This window comes from Variovorax boronicumulans, assembly GCF_019352895.1.
GTDB classification, from domain to species: domain Bacteria; phylum Pseudomonadota; class Gammaproteobacteria; order Burkholderiales; family Burkholderiaceae_C; genus Variovorax; species Variovorax boronicumulans_A.
Genome location: NZ_JAAAFX010000009.1, coordinates 557,346 through 576,658, shown reverse-complemented (window position 1 = coordinate 576,658; position 19,313 = coordinate 557,346). Strand labels below are relative to the sequence as shown.

The 19,313-nt window shown below is 70.7% G+C and carries 15 protein-coding genes; 10 read left to right on the top strand and 5 right to left on the bottom strand.

What is annotated here, in order from left to right:
• Window positions 1-6 precede the first annotated feature (6 nt).
• From K0H49_RS21800 to K0H49_RS21770, 7 genes are all read left to right on the top strand, one after another.
• Entirely contained in the window at window positions 7-1,911 is a 1,905-nt protein-coding gene (locus K0H49_RS21800; protein WP_219216951.1) for a sigma-54-dependent Fis family transcriptional regulator, read from the top strand.
• A gap of 158 nt (window positions 1,912-2,069) precedes the next feature.
• Complete coding sequence (locus K0H49_RS21795; protein WP_183025776.1) at window positions 2,070-2,831, top strand: SDR family NAD(P)-dependent oxidoreductase; 762 nt, start codon at window positions 2,070-2,072, stop codon at window positions 2,829-2,831.
• Window positions 2,828-3,592, top strand: coding sequence for an SDR family NAD(P)-dependent oxidoreductase (locus K0H49_RS21790; RefSeq protein ID WP_219216948.1), 765 nt, complete (start codon window positions 2,828-2,830; stop codon window positions 3,590-3,592). The genes K0H49_RS21795 and K0H49_RS21790 overlap by 4 nt, the downstream gene beginning before the upstream one ends.
• 153 nt (window positions 3,593-3,745) lie before the next feature.
• On the top strand, window positions 3,746-4,882 hold the full coding sequence (locus tag K0H49_RS21785; RefSeq protein ID WP_219216946.1) for a DUF5938 domain-containing protein: 1,137 nt from the start codon (window positions 3,746-3,748) through the stop codon (window positions 4,880-4,882).
• A 10-nt stretch (window positions 4,883-4,892) separates the two neighbouring features.
• Entirely contained in the window at window positions 4,893-6,776 is a 1,884-nt protein-coding gene (locus K0H49_RS21780; RefSeq protein ID WP_219216944.1) for an acyl-CoA synthetase, read from the top strand.
• On the top strand, window positions 6,773-7,969 hold the full coding sequence (locus K0H49_RS21775; protein ID WP_219216942.1) for a lipid-transfer protein: 1,197 nt from the start codon (window positions 6,773-6,775) through the stop codon (window positions 7,967-7,969). The genes K0H49_RS21780 and K0H49_RS21775 overlap by 4 nt, the downstream gene beginning before the upstream one ends.
• A gap of 81 nt (window positions 7,970-8,050) precedes the next feature.
• On the top strand, window positions 8,051-10,759 hold the full coding sequence (locus K0H49_RS21770) for a LuxR C-terminal-related transcriptional regulator (RefSeq protein WP_219216939.1): 2,709 nt from the start codon (window positions 8,051-8,053) through the stop codon (window positions 10,757-10,759).
• Between the two features lie 16 nt (window positions 10,760-10,775).
• Here the strand turns inward: K0H49_RS21770 and K0H49_RS21765 are convergent, their stop codons facing one another.
• On the bottom strand, window positions 10,776-10,982 hold the full coding sequence (locus K0H49_RS21765; RefSeq protein ID WP_219216937.1) for a hypothetical protein: 207 nt from the start codon (window positions 10,980-10,982) through the stop codon (window positions 10,776-10,778).
• Between the two features lie 315 nt (window positions 10,983-11,297).
• Here K0H49_RS21765 and K0H49_RS21760 point away from each other — a divergent pair, with 315 nt between their 5' ends.
• Together K0H49_RS21760 and K0H49_RS21755 are read left to right on the top strand one after the other, a co-directional pair.
• Window positions 11,298-11,984 (top strand): response regulator, encoded by a 687-nt coding sequence (locus K0H49_RS21760; RefSeq protein ID WP_219216935.1) that lies wholly within the window; start codon window positions 11,298-11,300, stop codon window positions 11,982-11,984.
• Complete coding sequence (locus K0H49_RS21755; RefSeq protein WP_219216934.1) at window positions 11,981-13,399, top strand: ATP-binding protein; 1,419 nt, start codon at window positions 11,981-11,983, stop codon at window positions 13,397-13,399. The genes K0H49_RS21760 and K0H49_RS21755 overlap by 4 nt, the downstream gene beginning before the upstream one ends.
• A 42-nt stretch (window positions 13,400-13,441) precedes the next feature.
• Here the strand turns inward: K0H49_RS21755 and K0H49_RS21750 are convergent, their stop codons facing one another.
• The 4 genes from K0H49_RS21750 to K0H49_RS21735 all read right to left on the bottom strand — a co-directional run bounded on the left by K0H49_RS21750 (window position 13,442) and on the right by K0H49_RS21735 (window position 16,769).
• Window positions 13,442-14,203: a sulfite exporter TauE/SafE family protein gene (locus K0H49_RS21750; protein WP_219216932.1), complete on the bottom strand. Its 762-nt coding sequence runs from the start codon at window positions 14,201-14,203 to the stop codon at window positions 13,442-13,444.
• A gap of 47 nt (window positions 14,204-14,250) precedes the next feature.
• Window positions 14,251-14,838 (bottom strand): AraC family transcriptional regulator, encoded by a 588-nt coding sequence (locus K0H49_RS21745; protein WP_219216930.1) that lies wholly within the window; start codon window positions 14,836-14,838, stop codon window positions 14,251-14,253.
• 46 nt (window positions 14,839-14,884) lie between these two features.
• Window positions 14,885-15,565 carry a hypothetical protein gene (locus tag K0H49_RS21740; protein WP_219216928.1) on the bottom strand — a complete coding sequence of 227 codons (681 nt, stop codon included), beginning with the start codon at window positions 15,563-15,565 and terminating at the stop codon, window positions 14,885-14,887.
• Window positions 15,566-15,638: 73 nt separating this feature from the next.
• Window positions 15,639-16,769, bottom strand: a complete 1,131-nt coding sequence (locus K0H49_RS21735) for a helix-turn-helix transcriptional regulator (RefSeq protein WP_219216926.1) — start codon at window positions 16,767-16,769, stop codon at window positions 15,639-15,641.
• Between the two features lie 332 nt (window positions 16,770-17,101).
• On the opposite strand from K0H49_RS21735, the gene K0H49_RS21730 reads away from it, so the two are divergent.
• Window positions 17,102-19,222: a hypothetical protein gene (locus tag K0H49_RS21730; protein ID WP_219216925.1), complete on the top strand. Its 2,121-nt coding sequence runs from the start codon at window positions 17,102-17,104 to the stop codon at window positions 19,220-19,222.
• Window positions 19,223-19,313 lie beyond the last annotated feature (91 nt).

Here is a 19,313-nt window from a genome sequence, read left to right as displayed (position 1 = left end):
GACACCATGTCGGATGCAACGGAGCTGGTCCAGCGGACCGAGCGAGCCCGTGAGCTGTTCTTCAACCAGGGCCACACGCCGAGCGATGGGCTGGCGCCGCACATCTCGCGCTCCTGGACGCGCTCGCGCGGCGCCGGCGTCTGGGCCATGGAGCCCACCCCGCTGAGCGCCTGCGCGCTGGCCGAGCGCAAGGAAGCCTCGCGTCTGCTGCTGGAGAGCGCGCAGCCCGAACTCGATGCGCTGGCCGAACATGCGATCGGCCACGGCTGCGTGGTGATCGTCACCGACGCGGCCGGCGTGATCCTCGACGAGATCGGCAGCCCCGACTTCCTGCCCAAGGCCCAGCGCGTGGCGTTGCTGCCGGGCGTGGACTGGTCCGAGCAGCGCTGCGGCACCAACGCGATCGGCACGGTGCTGGTCGAGCGCCAGGCGCTGGCGGTGCTGGGCGGCGAACATTTCCTCTCGGGCCATGGCGGCCTGGGTTGCGCGGCTGCGCCGATCTTTACCGGCCGCGGCGAGATCGCGGGCGTGCTCGACATCTCGGGCGACGCGATCCGCATCGACGGCCATACGCTGGGCCTGGTGCGCATGGCCTCGCAGCAGATCGAGCACCGCATGATGCTGGCCCGCGCGACCGGCGACACCGTGCGCTTCCATGCCAATGCCGCGGTGCTGGGCAGCCCGCGCGAAGGCCTGCTCACGATCGTCGACGGACACGTCGTGGCCGCCAACCGGATCGCACTGGGCCTGCTGGGCCTGTCGTGGCGCGCGGTGCTCGACCAGCCCGTCGAGCAGTTGCTGGGCCAGCGCTGGCACACCACGGGCCGCGACGCGGTCCCGCTGACGCTGGCCGGGGGTCAGCGGATCGTCGTCAGCCGGCAAGCCCGGCCGAGCCGACCGGCGCGGCAGGTGCCGTCCACGCGGCAGGATGTGCAGGCGGACGTGGGGGCGGACGCACGATCGTCCGAAGCCCCCGAAGACAGCACCGTTGCGCGCGCACTGCAGCAGGCCGTCAAGGTGATCGACGCCGGCGTGTCGGTGCTGGTCACCGGCGAGACCGGCGTGGGCAAGGAGGTGTTCGCCCGGCGCCTGCATGCGGCGAGCCAGCGCCGCGCGGGGCCGCTGGTGATCGTCAATTGCGCCGCCCTGCCCGACAGCCTGATCGAAGCCGAGCTCTTCGGCTACGACGAAGGCGCGTTCACCGGTGCGCGCCGCCAGGGCGCGGCGGGCCGCATCCGCGAGGCCCATGGCGGCACGCTGATGCTCGACGAGATCGGCGACATGCCGCTTTTGCTGCAGACCCGGCTGCTGCGCGTGCTCGAGGACAAGACCGTGATGCCGCTGGGCGGCGGGCGCGCCGCACCGGTCGATTTCCAGCTGGTCTGCGCCACGCATTGCGACCTGGCCGCGCTGGCGGCATCGGGCCGCTTCCGCGCCGACCTGATGTTCCGGGTCAACGGCTACGAGGCGCGCCTGCCGAGCCTGCGCGAGCGCGAGGACAAGGTGGTGCTGGTTCGCAAGCTCTTCGCCCAAGCCGGCGGCCAGGGCCACCGCCTGAGCCTGAGCGACGAGGCGCTGCAAAGGCTCTGCGACTTTTCATGGCCCGGCAATGTGCGCGAACTGCTGGCCGTGCTGCGGACGCTGACCGCGCTGGCCGAGCCCGATACCGAGATCGGCATCGAGCTGCTGCCGGCGCGCATCCAATCCGCCGCGGCGGTCGCGTCGCCCGCTGGCGTCCACGACAGCGACCCGGCACTGCGCGCCACGGCCGCCACCCCGCTGGCCGACCTGACCCATCAGGAAATCCGCAGCGCCCTGCGCGCGGCCGACGGAAATGTCGCGCAGGCCGCGGCACGCCTGGGCGTGCACCGAAGCACGGTCTACCGCCACCTGCGCCGCGAGGCGCGCTGAGGCTGGCCAGGCGGTCGGGCGGAGCGCTCGGCTGCCGCGATCGTGCAGGTCGTGCGCGCGTCACCATTGCTGCACTGCAACGAAGATTTCCATCCTTTTTGTGGGCGCCCGCGCGCACCACCCCTTGCTCCAATGGGTGCACAACAAAGGAGACACCCATGCCAGAACTGCAGGGCCGCAAGGCCCTCATCACCGGCGCGGCGCAGGGCATCGGCCTGGCCATCGCCGAACTGTTCGTCGAGCGCGGCGCACAGGTCATGCTCGCCGACATCGACGGGCCCGGTGCGCAACGCGCGGCGGACACGCTCGGGCCTCAGGCCCGGGCGGTGCGCTGCGACGTCACCTCGGCGGCCGACATGCAGGCCGCGGTCGACGCCACCGTGGCCGCCTTCGGCAGCCTCGACACGCTGGTCAACAACGCCGGCATCGAGATCGTCAAGCCGCTGTTCGAACAGAGCGAGGAAGAGTTCGACCGGCTGATGGCGATCAACGTCAAGGGCGTGTTCCTGGGCATGAAGCACGCGCTCGGCGCGCTGGTCGCCTCGGGCCGCGGCTCGATCGTCAACATGTCCTCGCTGGCCGGCATCGGCGGCGCGCCGCTGTTCGGCTCCTACTGCGCATCGAAGGCGGCGGTGATCCAGCTCACCCGCGTGGCGGCGGTCGAGCTGCGACCGACCGGCCTGCGCATCAACGCGGTCTGTCCGGGCTTCATCGGCACCGCCATGGTCGACCGGCTGGTGCCGACCGTCGAGGCGGCCGTGGGCGTGCCCTGGGACACGCTGGTCGCGCTCAAGCAGCAGCGGCTAGGGACCGTGCTGGAAGTCGCCGAGATGGTGGCCTTCCTGGCCTCCGACGACGCCAGCTGGACCACCGGCTCCCACTATGTTCTGGACGGCGGCCTGTCCGCGAGCCTGCTATGAAAAATCTTCTCCAAGACAAGGTGGCGATCGTCACCGGTGCGGGCAAGGGCCTCGGCGAGGCCGTCGCGCGCGCCTATGCGGCCCACGGTGCGAAGCTCGTGGTGTCCGACCTCGATCCGGCGGCCGCGCGGCGCGTGGCCGCTTCGCTGCCCGGCGCGATCGCCGTGGCCTGCGACGTGCGCGAACCGCTGGAGGTCGAGGCGCTGGTCGCGGCCGCGGTCGAGGCGCACGGCCGGCTCGACATCATGGTGCCCAACGCCGGCGTGGCCTCGGTCGTGCCGCTGGTGCAGATGAGCTATGCGCAATGGCGCGAGGTGCTGTCGGTCAACCTCGACGGCGTGTTCCTCTGCATCCGCTATGCGGCGCCGGCCATGATTGCCGCGGGCGGCGGCGCGATCGTCACGATGGCCTCGATCACGGCCCAGGCCGCCGTGCCGCTGATCGGCCACTACGCGGCCGCCAAGGCCGGCGTGGTGTCGCTCACGCAGACCGCCTCGGTCGAGCTGCGCGCCCACCACATCCGCGTCAACGCGATCCTGCCGGGCTTCATCGACACCGACATGGTCAAGCCGCGCAAGGCCGAGTTCGAGAAGATGCTGGGCCTGCCCGACTTCGACGCGCTGGTGGCGCAGAAGCAGGGCCGCTACGGCACGGCCGAGGAAGTCGCGAAGCTGGCGGTCTTCCTGGCCTCGCCGCGCGCCGCCTTCTCCAACGGCGCGGTCCACGTCCTCGACGGCGGCACCCGCGCGTCATTGTTGTAACCCCCCGATGGTCCGGGCGCACTGCGTGTCGCCCGGCCCTTCCCCCCAAGGGGGGCGCACCCGGTGGATCGGCGGAGCCGGATCCACGGGTGCCCTGGCAGCAGGCCGTCCCTTGGGGACCTACTTTCAAAGACAAATTCACGGAGACCGAACATGAACAACAGCGCCAAGAAACCCGTCATCGTCTACGGCGCCAGCGGCTACACCGGCCGGCTGGTCTGCGAGTACCTGCGCGAGTACGGCATCCCCTTCATCGCGGCGGGGCGCAGCGCCGACAAGCTGCAGGCGGCGATGCAGTCGAACGTGCCGGGCATCGAGACCGCCGACTACGAAGTGGTGGCGGTGGAGCACACGACGGCGGCGCTGACGAAGCTGTTCACCGGCGCCTCGGTGGTGCTGAACACCGTGGGCCCCTTCGCGAAGTTCGGGCCCGAGGTGGTGCAGGCCTGCCTGGCCGCCAAGTGCCACTACACCGACACCACGGGCGAACAGGACTGGCTGATCACGCTCGAGGCCGAGTACGGCGCGCAGTTCGCGGCCGCCGGCCTATTGCTGTCGCCCGGCCTGGCCCACATGTACACCACGGGCGAGATCGCGGCCCAGCTGTGTCTGGAGACGCCCGGCCTGGACACGCTCGACATCGCGGTGTTCTGGGGCGGCAGCCCGACCATCGCCTCGACCCAGACCATCCTGGTCAACGCCGCGACCTCCAAGGCCTTCCACCTGCAGCAGAACCGCTTGGTCGAGTGGCAGCCCGACGCGGGGCTCTACAGCCTCGCGATCCCTGGCCAGCACGAGCTGGCGCTGGCCCTGCCCTGGGGCGGCACCTCGCACCCGGTGTGGTTCCGCAAGGACCCGCGGGTGGCCAACGTCAAGGTGCTGGGCGGCGTGTTCAACAAGCCGCTGATGATGGGCGTGCCGAAGATCGTCGAGGCGGCCCTCAAGGCCACCGAAGGCATGAACGAGCAGGACCGCTATGCGGCGCTGTCGCAGACCGCCGCGAGCGTGATGAACACCATGCCGCCGCGCGAGAACCCGCGGCTCAACAAGTCGGTCGACTCGGTCCACGCCTCGGGCCCGCTGGGCCGCGCGCACTGCGTGATCTTCGGCAACAGCAACTACAAGCAGACCGGCCTGCTGCAGGCCTACGCCGCGCATGCGCTGCTGCAGCAGCCGCCGAAACGCGTGGGCTTCGCCTCGGGCTGCCAGGCCTTCGGCCACCACGAACTGCTGGGCCAGCTGCGCGCCTTCGGCCTGGTGGCCAAGCCCGAGCTGACCATCAGCGACTGAACGGATGCCCATGAGCACCACGCCCCTTCCCCTGCGCGACCTGCGCGACATCGAAGCCATCGAGCGCGTGCCGATCCACCAGCGCCTGGCCTCGCCCGTCTCGAGCTACGCGGCCCTGGTGCGGCAGGCCGAACGCACGCCCGGCGCGCCGGCGCTGACCTTCGTGCCCACCGGCGATCCGGCCGACGGCGAGATGCGCTTCGACTACGCCGCACTGGCGGCGCGCGTCACGCAGGCCGCCAACGCCTTCACCCGGCTGGGCGTGGGCCGGCGCGAGGTGGTCTCGTATCTGCTGCCCAACCTGCCGCAGACCCACTTCACGCTCTGGGGCGCCGAAGCGGCGGGCATCGTGAACCCGGTCAATCCCTTCCTGGAAGTCGACCACATGGCCGGCATCCTCAACGCCGCCGGCACGCGCGTGCTGGTCGCGCAGGGCCGGCAGGCGCAGCCCGGCATCTGGGAGAAGGTCGAGACGCTGCGCGAGCGCGTGCCGACGCTGCAGGCGGTGCTGCGCGTGGGCGGCATCGACGCCTGCCCTACGTGGGCCCTCGACTTCGACACGCTGCTGGACACCCAGCCGGCCGACGCCCTGGTCGGCGCCGCGCCGCAGGGCGAGGACATCGCCTCCTACTTCCACACCGGCGGCACCACCGGCACGCCGAAGCTGGCGCGCCGCACCCACTTCAACGAGGCCGCCAACGCCTGGGCGGTGTCGACGGCGGTCGCGATGGGCCCGCACGACACGCTGCTGTGCGGCCTGCCGCTGTTCCATTCCAACGCGATGATGGTCACGGGCCTGGCGCCCTTCAGCGTGGGCGCGCACGTGGTGATGCTGTCGCCCGCGGGCTACCGAGAGCCGCGCACTTTCGCCGCCTTCTGGCGCTCGGTGGAGCGCTACCGCGCCACCTTGTTCAGCGCCGTGCCGACCGTGCTGTCGGCGCTGCTCAACGTGCCGCAGGACGGCGCCGACCTGGCCTCGCTGCGCTTCGCGATCTGCGGTGCGGCACCGCTGTCGCCCGAGCTGTTCCAGCGCTTCGAGGCCGCCACCGGGCTGCAACTGCTCGAGGGCTACGGCATGACCGAGGCCACCTGCGTGAGCGCGCTCAACCCGCGCGACGGCCGGCGCGCGATCGGCTCGATCGGGCTGCGGCTGCCCTACCAGGAGATGAAGGTCGTGCAGCTGGGCGCCGACGGCGCGGTGCTGCGCGAGGCGGCGGTCGACGAGATCGGCACGCTGCTGCTGCGCGGGCCCTACGTGTTCTCCGGCTATGTGCAGGACAAGGACAACCAGGGCATCTGCCTGGCCGACGGCTGGCTCAACACCGGCGACCTCGGGCGCCAGGATGCGCAAGGCTATTTCTGGCTCACCGGCCGCGCCAAGGACCTGATCATCCGCGGCGGCCACAACATCGACCCCGCGATGATCGAGGAAGGCCTGATGCGCCACCCCGCGGTCGAGCTGGCCGCGGCCGTCGGCAAACCCGACGGCCATGCGGGCGAACTGCCGATGGCCTACGTGACCTTGCGCCAGCACACGCGCTGCAGCGCGGCCGAGCTGCTCGCGCATGCGCGCAGCGTGATCGCCGAGCGCGCGGCCGTGCCGGTCGACGTGGTGGTGCTCGAGGCGATGCCGCTCACGGCCGTCAACAAGATCTTCAAGCCCAAGCTGCGCGAGCTCGCGATCGCCCGGGCGCTGGCCGAGACCGTGGAAAAGATGCTCGGCCCCGCGCGGGTGGACGTCGACGTCGTGCCGCATGCGCTGCACGGGCTCGAAGCCCATGTGAGCGCACCCCGCCCCGCCGGCCCCGAAAGCGCCGCCCTGATGCAACAGACCGAATCCGAGCTCGGCCGCCTGCCGGTGCGCTGGACCCTCGAATGGAGAGACACCCCATGAGCACTCAGGTCACGGTCGTCGGCGTCGGCATGGTGCCCTTCGCCAAGCCCAGCGCCAGCCTGCCCTACAACCAGCTGGGCGCGATGGCCACGCGCGCCGCGCTGGCCGATGCCGGCATCGACTACACGCAGGTCGAGCAGGCCTACGTCGGCCATGTCTACGGCGACTCGACCAGCGGGCAGGCGGCGCTCTACGACGTGGGCCTGAGCGGCATCCCGATCGTCAACGTCAACAACAACTGCGCGACCGGCTCGACCGCCCTCTTCCTCGCACGCCAGGCCATCGCCAGCGGCGCGGCCGAGTGCGTGCTCGCGCTGGGCTTCGAGCAGATGCAGCGCGGCGCGCTCGGCGCGCAGTTCACCGACCGGCCGAACCCGCTCGAACGTTTCCAGGCCACGATGGAAGGCCTGCAGGGCGCGGCCCCCGGCACGCCCGTTGCCGCGCAGTATTTCGGCGGTGCCGCGCGCCGGCACATGCAGGAATACGATACGCGCGCCGACACCTTCGGCCGCATCGCGGTCAAGGCCCGCAGCCATGCGGCGCGCAACCCGCTGGCGGTGTTCCGCGAGCCGATCACGCTGGAGGAAGTGATGGCCTCGCCCACGGTCTTCGACCCCATGACCCGCCTGCAATGCTGTCCGCCCACCTGCGGCGCCGCGGCCGCGATCCTGTGCAGCGAAGCCTTCGCCCGGAAGCACGGGCTCGATGCGCGCATCACCATCGCCGCGCAGGCCATGACCACCGACCGCGCCGACAGCTTCGACTCCGGCGACATGCGCCGGCTGATCGGCTTCGACATGACGCGCGCCGCCGCGCAGCGGGTCTACGAGCAGGCCGGCGTGGGCCCCGAGGACATCGACGTGATCGAGCTGCACGACTGCTTCACCGCCAACGAACTGCTGAGCTACGAGGCGCTGGGCCTGGTGCCCGAGGGCGGCGGCGAGAAGATGGTGCTCGACGGCGACAACACCTACGGCGGCCGCTGGGTGGTCAACCCTTCGGGCGGGCTGCTGTCCAAGGGCCATCCGCTGGGCGCCACCGGCCTGGCGCAATGCGCCGAACTGGTCTGGCAGCTGCGCGGCACGGCCGAGCAGCGGCAGGTGCCCGGCGCGCGCCTGGCGCTGCAGCACAACCTGGGGCTGGGCGGTGCCTGCGTAGTCACCCTCTACCAGTCGGGTGAAGGCGCGTCCTAGACTCGGTGCATGGCGCGCCGCACCCCTTCGCCCAAGACTCCCCTTCCCAGCACGACCGCCGTGGAGCCGAACTCACCCACCATGCTGGTACGGTCCAAGCTGGCGCCGCCGCATGTACCGCTGAGCCTGCTGGCGCGCGAACAGCTGTCGGCGCTGCTGCAGATCGGCCTGGCCAAGCGGCTGGTCAGCATCACCGCGCCGGCCGGCTACGGCAAGACCACCGCGCTGACCCAGTTCGTCGCGCGCGCCGAGGGCCTGGGCGTGGCCACCGCCTGGCTCAGCCTCGATGCCGAGGACAACGATCCGCTGCGCTTCATGCGCTACCTGGCCGAGGCGCTCCACCATGCGGACGACACGCTCGGGCGCAACGCGCTGGCGCAGTTCGGCGCCGGCACGCTGGCCTCGCTCGATGCGGTCGTGACCTCGCTGCTGCAGGACCTCGCGGCCGGCACGCGCCCGCTGCTCGTGGTGTTCGACGACTTCCATCTGGTCGGCAGCGACCTCGTGCACCGCAAACTCGAATGGCTGCTGGCCCATGCCACGCCCGGCGTCAGCTTCATCGTGGCCAGCCGCACGCGGCTGCCGCTGTCGGTGAGCCAGCTGCGCGTGCGCGACGAATTGCTCGAACTCGATGCGGCGCACTTCGGGCTGCGGCTCGACGAGGCGGCCGAGTTCATCGGCCGCGTGAGCGGCACCGCGCTCGAGCGCAGCCAGATCGAGACGCTGCACGACCGCACCGAGGGCTGGATCGCCGGGCTGCAACTGGCCTCGCTCGCGCTGCGCGACAGCGAGGACAAGGCCGCCTTCCTCACCGCCTTCTCCGGCACCGACCGCGACATCACCGACTACCTGGGCGAGCAGGTGCTCGACCGCCTGCGGCCCGACCTGCGCGAGTTCCTGCTGGGCACCGCGATGCTCGACCGCTTCTGCGCCGAGCTCTGCGACGAGGTGCTCGACCGCAACGACAGCCGCGCGCTGCTGGCCGAGGTGCAGGCGCGCAACCTGTTCCTGGCCGGACTCGACCGCTCGCGCACCTGGTTCCGCTACCACCACCTGTTCGCGGACTACCTGCGCACACGCATGCGCGAGCAGTCGGCCGAGCGCACGCGCACCATCTGCCTGCGCGCCAGCGCCTGGTTCGACCGCAACGGCCTGCCGCACGAGGCCGTGCGCTACGCCTTCGAGGGCCGGGACCTCGAACGCGCGGCCGACCTGGTCGCCCAGTTCTCGGGTGAGCTGGTGCAGCACCGCGGCGAGCATGCGACCCTGCTGCACTGGATCGCGCGGCTGCCGCCGGCGCTGGTGCAGGCCCGCCCGCAGATCCGCATCGGCCACGCCTGGTCGCTGGTGCTCACGCGCCGCTACCCCGAGGCCGACCGCGAGCTGCTGCTGCTCGAGGCCCACGCCGCCGGCGCCACGGACGACCCCGTGCGCCGCGTGGTCGAGATGATCCGCTGCGTGTATTTCGCGCTGACCGACCAGCCCGCGCTGGCCAAGGCGCGCAGCGAGGCCTGGCTGCAGCAGACGCCACGTGGCGACGATTTCGCGGTCGGCGTGGTGGCCAACGTGCTGGCCTTCGGCTGCTGCGCCACCGACGATTTCGAGCGCGGCGTGCAGGCGCTCGCACTGGCACGCACCTCCTTCGAACCCAGCGCCGCGCACTACGGCATCGCCTGGGCGGGCGCGCTGCAGATGATGATCGCGATCCGCCGCGGCGACTACCACGCGGCGCTGGCCGAGGCGCGGCGCGGCATCGCCGAGGTCGAGCGCAGCCTGGGCGTCTCGTCGTACGCGGCATCGATGCCGCTGCTGCTGGCGGCCGAGGTCTGCTACGAGCACCACGAACTCGAACAGGCCCAGCGCCTGCTCGACCTGGGCCTGCCCTTCGTCGACGAGCACGGCCTGGTGGAAATGACTGCCGCCGGCTACCTCACACGGGCACGCCTGCTGCGCCTGCGCGGCGAGACCGCCGGCGCCGACACCTGCCTGCTCGAGGGCGAATCGCTGGGCCATCGGCTCGGCCTGCCGCGCCTGTCCCGCGTGCTGGCGGCCGAGCGCTGCGCGCTGCGGCTGCAGGCGGGCGCGGTCGACGATGCGCTCAAGCTGGCCCAGTCCTACGGCCTGCTGCGGCACGACGCCGGCTGGCGCGGCACCGCGCTCGAGGCCGAACCCGACGCTGTCGTGCTGGTGACGCTGCGGCTGCTCCATGCGGTCGATGCGGCGCGTGCCAATGGCGCGCTGTCCGATGCGCTGCGGCGCGCGCAGCGCGACGGCCACGAGGCGCAGCGGGTGCGGCTGCTGCTGCTGCGCGCCGCCCAGCAGCACCGCGCGCTCGACGCCGGGCCCGCGCTGCGCACGCTCGACGAGGCGCTGCACGCAGGCGCGCGTTGCGGCCTGGTGCGCAGCTTCGTCGACGGCGATCCGCTGATCCCCGAGCTGGTCGAGCAGATCCACGGCCGTCGCGGACCGCTCGTGCCGGCCACCCACAACCCGGTGCCGCAGGACTACCTGGAGACGCTGCTGCGCGCCGCCGGCCGGACCATCGCGCCCGCCGCCGCGACACCCGTGCGTGCCACCGACGCCGCCAGGCCCCTGGTCGAGCCGCTGACCGAACGCGAGCTCAAGATCCTGCGCCTGCTCGACGCCGGGCTGGGCAACCGCGAACTCGCGGCCAGCCTGTTCCTGGCCGAGGCCACGGTGAAATGGCACCTGCACCGCATCTTCGCCAAGCTGGGCGTGAAGAACCGGACCAGCGCGCTGGCGCGGGCGCGGGAGATTCCGCTGCTTTAGGGCTGCCGTTCATCGTTCACTGCAGGAAACGACGGACCCGGTTTCGCAGCGACACCCACCGACTGAATCGAACCAGACGCGCGTGGCCCATCGCGGCACCCATCGGTCTGGCCACATGCTCGCCGCCATCCGCCTGGCAGATCGCGCCGCCCTTGTGGGCCGCCTGCGGGCCGAGCGAGGTCGCGACGTCGGCGCACGGCGAAGCGAAGCGTGCATTGCCCATCGGACGGCTCAAAGCGCCCCGCGGCTGCAGGACCGTGTCGACCGCGCCTGCGCCCAGGGAGCAGCCACCCAGCACGAAGGCGGCAAAGAGGGATCGGGCTTGTGTTCTTGTCACATGACGTTCCAGCCTGGAGAGAAAACAGATCCGGCACAGCGCAGGTCCAGGCCTGCAGACTCGCGGTCCCTGCAGTCTCGAACTCCCATCTGAAGACCGCCTTCGCATTGGCTGAAGATCGCCTGAAGACCGCCCGCCCCTGCACTGCCGCACCGCGCCTTCCTTCAGCTTTTCTTTAGCGTGAGCGGTTAGATTCCCCCGATGAAAATACTTCTGGTGGAAGACGACCTCGATCTGGGCAACGGCATCCGCGTGGCGCTGCGGGACGAGGACATGGAGGTCGTCTGGGTGCGCCGGATCGAGGAGGCGAGCCAGGCGCTGCAGTCGGGCACCTGCGACCTGGTGCTGCTCGACCTGGGCCTGCCCGACGGCGACGGCCTGGGCCTGCTGATGCAGATGCGCCGCGAACGCCACAAGACACCGGTGCTGATCCTGAGCGCGCGCGACGCGCTGGACGATCGCCTCAACGGGCTGGACAGCGGCGCCGACGACTACCTGGTCAAGCCCTTCGTGCTGGCCGAGCTGTTGTCGCGCGTGCGCGCGCTGGTGCGGCGCAGCTACGGTTTCGACGACGGGACCGTCGAGGTGCGCGGCCTGTCGCTGCACGAACCGACCCGGCGCGTGCGGGTGCGCAGCGCCCCGGTGGCGCTGTCGCGCAGCGAGTTCGAGCTGCTGAGCCTGCTGATGCGGCGCGTCGACCGCGTGATCACCCGCCGCGTGCTGGAAGAACAGCTGGTGCCCGGCGGCATGGTCAACGAGAGCAACGTGCTGGAAGTGCACATCTCCAACCTGCGGCGCAAGATCGGCGACGGCTACATCCGCACGGTGCGCGGCGTGGGCTACGTGATCGATCAGGCGGAGCAACCCGCCACGGCCGCACGCCCATGAGCGCCGCAGCCCTCGCGCCGGCGTCGCTCCGGCAACGCTGGACCCGGCCCACGCTGGTGCGCCGCCTGCTGCTGGGACAGGTGGCCACGCTGGCCCTGCTGTGGAGCGTGCTGGTGGGGCTGTTCTTGGCCGAGGCCTTCAACCAGGACCTGTACGGCGCCAGCGACGCCTACGGCGCCGTCTTCTCCGTTGCGGAAAACCTCGCGGACCGGCCGGACCTGCAACAGGCCAGTCTGAAGGCCATCGACGTGGCACTGCGCGAAGCCTACGGCGACAAGGACGAACCCGCCATGGCGCCCAGCCTGCTGGTCTGGCAGGCGGGCCGGCTGGTCTACAGATCCCAGGGGGTGCCGGAAGACATCCGGAACACCCGGCTCGATGTCATCGAGCGGCTCTTCGTTCAGGGCCGCTACTGGCGCTCCAACACACGGCAGTCGACCCGTTCGGACACCCAGGTCGCGCTGGTCACGCCCAGCGACCGCAAGCAGTTGATCGTCACCTTCAACTCACGCGGCTACTACCTGATGCCGCTGATCATCAGCATTCCCTTCCTCCTGCTGCCCGCGTGGCTGTCGATACGGCTCGCGCTGCGGCCCTGGCGCGAGGTCAGCGCGGAGATCGCGGCGCGCGGGCCGAAGCACCTGACGCCGCTGGCCTTCGAACCCCGTCACGAGGAACTGCGCCCGCTGGTCGACAGCGTCAATTCGCTGATGCAACGGCTGTCGGACAGCGCGGCGCGCGAACGCAATTTCATTGCCGACGCGGCCCATGAACTGCGGACGCCGATCGCGGCCATCCGGATCAACGTCGAGGCCTTGCAGGCCCAGCACCGCCTGACCGAGCACCAGAGCGAACTGCTCAGCGGCGTGCTGCGCAGCATCGACCGCGCCACCCGCCTCGTCGGCCAGTTGCTGCGCCTGATGCGCAGCAGCGCCGAGATCGATGCGAGCCCGAACGAGCCGCTGGCGCTCGACGAACTGCTGCAGGACCGGCTCGCCACCTTGTCCGGCCTGGCCCAGGTCCGCGGCGTGGAGCTGGAACTGGTCACGACGGAACGCGACCTGCGCGTGCTGGGCGCGCGCGAGGGACTGACCTCGATGGTCGACAACCTGGTCGAGAACGCCACCAAGTACAGCCCGCCGGCGGGCGTGGTCACGGTGCGGCTGGCGCGCGAGGCCGACCAGGCCGTGCTGACCGTGTCCGACCAGGGGCCCGGCATCGATGCCGCGTTGCGTGACCGCGTGTTCGACCGCTTCTTCCGCACGCCCGACCAGACGCAGACCGGCAGCGGCCTGGGGCTGGCCATCGTCAGGTCGGTGGTCGAGAAGCACGGCGGGCAGATCGCGCTGGGGGTCAATCCCGGCGACGGCGGTGGTCTGCAGGTGACGGTGAGGCTGCCGCTGGCGCCGGGGTGAGGGTTCGGGGCGCGACGCGCACGCTCGTGTGCCTCGTCCTCGTCAACGCCAGTACTTCCATGCATAGAAGAGAGTCATCGCCGTGCCCGCGACGATGACGACCCCACGGGTCGCCTGCGCCGGCAGCACGCGCACCAGGTGCCCGCCGGCGTAGCCGCCCGCCAGCGCCCCCGCCAGCATGGCGGTGGTCTCCGGCCAGCGCACGGCCCCCTGGACCATGAAGATGGCGACCGCCGCCAGGCTGACCGCCGTGGCGAGCAGGTTCTTCAAGACCTTGACGCGCCGCAGATCGCCCGCGTCGCGAATCGCCAGGATCGCGGTCAGGATCACGCCGAGCCCGGCGCCGAAGAAGCCGCCATAGAGGGAGGCGCCGGCCACGCTGCCCAGCCCGGCCAACGGCGGCGGCGCCTCGCCTCCCCGCCGCCGCGCCGACCATGCCTGGACCTGCGGCGCCAAGGCGAAGAGCAAGGTGGCAAAGCCGATCAACGCCGGCACCGGCAGCACGAACAAGCGCTCCGGCACGGCCAACAACAGCAGCGCACCCGCGGCGCCGCCGCCCACCGATGCCGCGAGCGCCCAGGCCAGCCACCGGTCGACGACCGGCAGCTTCTCCCTGTCGGCGATCGCGGCGATCAGGTGCCCGGGCGCGATGGCGACCGCGTTCGAGGCGTTGGCCGCGATCGGCGGCAGGCCGGCCGCGAGCATCGCTGGAAAAGTGATCAGGGTGGCCCCGCCCGCCACCGCGTTGATGATCCCGCCGGCGATTCCCGAGACAAAAAGCAATGCGCCCACCGATGTCTGCATTCACGGTCTCCAAAGCGCAGGAGACTAGGGAGCGACGGCGCGGGGGTCTAGAACGTTTGTGATGCGCGCAGGCCGCGGCTGTAGGCGCCGGGTGTGGTGCCAAAGCGCCGCTTGAACAGCCGGCCGAAATGGCTTTGGTCGGCAAAGCCGAGTTCGAAGGCCACATCGGCCACCGCTGCGCCATGCCGCAACAACATCCGCCCCTGGTTGAGCCGATGGACGATCCGGTAGGCAGCCGGAGGCAGGCCCGTGCGCCGCGCGAAGCTGCGCGTGAACGTCTCCCGGCTCACGCCGGCCCGCTCGGCCAGGCGCGAGACGGTCTCCGGCGTTCCGGCCATCGCCACGGCCCGCGCCGGCCCCTCGACGTCCAGGTAGGTATTGAGGCATGCCGTGCCCGCGTGCACATGCGGCAGGCTGCGATGCGGCAACCCCGCGGGAATCAGCAGGCATTCGCCCGCCGAGACCAGGATCGCGCGATCACCGATCCCGAACAGCCGGCTGCCGCTCAGCACGAAGGTGCATTGCAGCTGCGCATGAAAGTGGGTGGCCAGCGACGGTGCGCTGTCGCCTTGCCAACGGCCGAGCTCGACGTCGTCGGCATCGAGTTCATAGCGCCAGGGGTCGGGAGCGGTCATCGGCGCAGTCTAGATGCACCGCGCCTGCCCCCGCGCACCCTGCGTCTCAGATCCCGTTGCGCGCGCCGACACGGCCTGGCGATCTCCCGTCGCCGCCGCGCATCGCCGAATGGTTGTCGGTGGCCACGAGCTGGTGCGCCTTCGCCTTGAAGCGCACCAGCGGCCCGAGTTGCGTGCCGTGCTGCAGGCCGAAGAGCAGCGCAATCACCAGCGCCGCCAGCACGGTGATGTGCCTGGGCGCCGGCGCGGAAAAGCGCGCGGCTGCGATGCACGCCACCGATGCGCCGCCGCCGAGCAGACTGCCGGCGACCACTTCCGGCAGGGAATGAAAGCTGTAGGCGACGAGGATCCAGGCGATCCCCATCGCGAAGGCGGCCCCGAGCAGGTAGGCAGCGACCCGCACGCTTCGACCGGCATGCATCGTCAGCAGCCAGGCGACCATGGGCCAGACGAAGGCCGACACCGTGGCGTGTCCGCTGGGGCCCCTGAAATCGAGTCTCTCGAAACCATCGCCCCACCCGAAGATGCCCAGCTTCGTCGCGAACACGAGCGAACTCACAAGCACGAAGGCGCCCGCCCACAGCCAGGCCAGTCCGCGTGTCTGCTTGCGCAGCGCCAGGCACAGCGCCACCGCGCCGACGACCAGCGTGGCCAGGCCGCTGTCGCCCATCCAGAGCAGGAAATGCGACAGGTTGCCGGGGACCAGGGGAAGAAGGGGCGTACTCACCGCGCCAAGGATAGTCGGTCGACGTATCCCTCCCGTGAAGACCGCATAGGGGCTACGGCAGGCACATCGGGCGTCATTCCGAGCGCGCCGGCAGATGGAGCAAACGCAGGATCAGGTCGGACTGCCGGTTCACACCGGCTTTCTCCATCACCCGCTGGATGTGCGTGCGCACCGTGGGCAAGGCCGCGCCGCTGCGCCGGGCGATTTCCTTGGCGTTGGCACCGTCGGCGAGCTGGACGGCCACACGGGCCTCGGCAGGCGTGAGATGGAAGCATTCGGCGACGATGAACGGGTCCAGGGCGGCCCGGCGCTGGGCCGGATCGTGCAACACGATCAACGCGCGCACGGCCCGCCCGAAAGCGCCCATGGTCTGCTCGGGCCGCAGGGCGCTGACGAAGGCCAGGCAGGGCGCACCGTCCGCGCCATGCAGTCTCAGCACCTGCCGCGCCGGTGGCACCGATGTCGACGGCGTGGTGCGCACCAGCGCATGCAGGGCCTGCGTCAAGGCGTCGTTGTCCTCCTTGCGCCGGCAGATCAGACAGCCGGCCTGCTCCTTGAAGATGTCGCCCCGCGCCAGCACCTTCGCCGCCGCCGCATTGCGGTGCCACAACCCGCGCGCCTCGTCCACCAGCAGCATCGGGTGCTCGAACGGCCCCAGCAGTTCCTTGGCCATGTCCAGTTCGGCATGGGCGCGGCGCAAGTGCACCATGTTGCGGAACGCCTCGCCCAGGTGGTGCTTGAGCTGGTTCATGAAGGGCAGCTTGAGCGGGTCGAGCGGTGGTGCATCGTGCGAGCGCACCATCGCCAGCATGAACTGCATGTCGTCCACTTCCAGCACCTTGGCACCGGCCATGGCGCCGCCGCCGTGCGGAATCAGGAACTCCTGGTGGAAGCGGCTGTTCTGCACGAACGCGGCGTCGTGGTGCCGGTCGCTCAGCATCCAGTCGTCGGAGGGCATGGCCAGGATCGCCGGGATGCGCGGATCGATGGTGTTGTAGAAGCGCACGTAGTCCAGCGACGCCTCCGGCGTGGCGCCAGGGCCGCCGTAACCCGTGAAAAGCAGCGCGCCGCTTCTCGTGTCCACAGCGCCGACCTGCACGAGCCAGAGGTCCAGGCAGGTGGCCAGGTCGCCCAGCGGGGCGTGCCAGGTCGTGCGGCCATGGGCGGCCGCATAAAGACCCGAAATCAGCGTGGGGACGTCCATGGCATGCGCTTCATCGACTTCTGGTTCGGGATGCTCATCGACCGCGGCCCTCGCCCCATGACGCCGGGCGTCCTCGGTGCGCAGCAGCCCGCACAGCACTGAATGCGTCTGCGAAAACATGCTATCGAGGCCGCTCGGGGCTGCCATCCCATGAACAGGTGAGGCCCGTGCGCTTCCCTGGCCGCACCTGCGGGTGCAGGCATTGTGTGCGGACCGCGCAGCGCCCGGCGTCATACAAATGAATGATGCGCGAACGGCCCTCCCTGCCAACACTCGACGCGGAGGGAGTTCATGAAAGACTCTCGTTTCAAGCCAGAACTGGAGGGGTTCACATGACATGGTCGACTGATTTCTTTGCCCGCTCGGGCATCGCTGCGGCGAGCGTGACGGCGCTGCTGGCATTGACGGCGTGCGGCGGCGGCAGTGGTGGCAGCGGGCAACCGGTCGCCACGGCGCCGACGCCTGCACCGGACCCGATTGCCACACACGCGCCCGCGTCGATCGACGGCACGGTCGCGACGGGCGCTGCGCTCGCCGGGGCCGCGGTCCGCATCCTCGACCGGACCGGTGCCGACAGTTGCACCGTGACCCCGCTGCTGGCCAATGACAAGGGCGCCTTCTCCTGCGAGCTGAAGAGCACAGCGGCGCCACCGCTCGTGCTGCTGGCGACCGACCCCTCCGGCCTGCGCAATCCCATGGTCAGCCTGGTGACGGCGCTGCCCACGGCAGGCGCCAGGGCCACCGCCAACATCAGCCCGCTGACCACCGCCATCGCGGCGCAGCTGGCGCCCAACAAGGACCCGCTCTCCCTCGTGAACAACCCGGCCTCGCTGGCCGCGATCGACGCCACCGCGCTGCAGGCGGTGCGTGCCAACGTCGCCAGGCAACTGGCCGCCGTGCTCACCAGCGTCGGCCTCGATCCGGCGACCTTCGACCCGATCTCCACCCCCTTCGTGGGCGGCTCCAACACGGGCGCCGACAAGATGCTCGACCAGGTGCGCGTGAGCTTCGAGAACGGCTCGCCCGTGCTGTCGAACACGCTCAATCCCGATGCACCGCCGGTGCCGCTGGCCGATGCGGGCACCACCACACCGGCCACCGTGGCGACCTCGGCGGCAGGCGACTTCTCGGTGACCGAACTCGACTTTCTGCAGACCGGCTTCACGGGCTGCTTTGCCGTGCCGTCGGCATCGCGCACGGCCTCGCCCGCGTGCGACGGCCTGGTGGTCGACGATGCGCCCGGCGCCCAGACCGGCAACGCGAGCTACCTGCACAGCGGCCTCAACGCTTCGGGCGCCTTCGGTGGCCTGATCGCCTCGGCCGACATGGACGGTGCCCGATTCAACCGCCCCGAGATGCTGCGCTACACGACGCAGCAGAACGGTCGCGACGAGGCCGTCGTGAACCTGCGCTTCACCGACAAGAACGGCGTGCCGGACAACCGCATCCTGGTGGTGAAGAAGTTCGAGAACACCGCCACCGCGGCGCGCAACACGAACTGGTGGCTGTACGGCAACCAGCGCACGGTGAACGCCTACGTGCGCGCCTCCATCCGGCGCCAGGAGCAACTGCTGCCCGCAGCCTTCCAGGAGCAATACAACACCGGCCCCTCGCGCTACCAGACCGGGCTGGAGATCTTCGTGGCCCGCACCGGCTACGGTCCGAGCCTGCCCAACCTGCGCTATGCGCGCGTCAAGGGCCCGGGCCTGCCCACCGCCGGCCTGGTGTTCGCCGATCCCGGCGACCTGCCGCAGAGCTGGATGTCGATCCTCAATGCCTCGGGCACGATCCCGGCCGGCGCGCAGCAGTTCGTGCCGAACTCCACCAACATCTTCAACCTGCAACGCAGCCGCGACATCACCAGCCCGGATGCCTTCGCCTTGCGGGCGAACCCCTCGATCGCGCAGGCCACGCCGGGCTTCGCCAGCTGGGCGCACCCGTCCATGTATGGCGAGACGCCGAGCGCGGACTGGCGCTTCGACCTGAGCAAGGTGCCGGGCTGGTCGCGCTACGAGTTCGAGCTGTTCACCGCCGCCGACGCCAACCCTGCGACCCCGACCAACCCGACGCCCGCGCTGAGCTTCGCCCTGCGCATGGTGACGCCGGTGGTGCCGGCCGCCTACGCGGCCACGCAGCAATGGCACACCATCCCGGACAGCACCCGGGCGCTGGCGAGCAACGGTGCGCCGGAGGCCTTGGCGCTGACGCTCGAATGGCTGATCAACCCGTATGCGGAACGCATCGAATCGGTCAACGTCTACAGCTTCGCCGACGCGCGCACGGTGAACTCTGCCTCGACGCCGGTGGCCAAGGGTGCGAGCAGCCAGTCGGTGACGGCGGTGGGCGGCACCTTCCCCGCGCTGACCACCTCGAAGTTCGTGTCACGCACGCTGCAGTGGCGCTACAAGATGCTCGACGGCTCGTACAAGGACCAGACCGAGGGCTTCAACTGAGGCGCTGCGTCCTCTTCGCGCCCACAGCCGACCGCCACGCACCGCGTGGCGGTCTTTTCTTGGCGGAAAGGTTCGCGCTGTGCCGATGGCT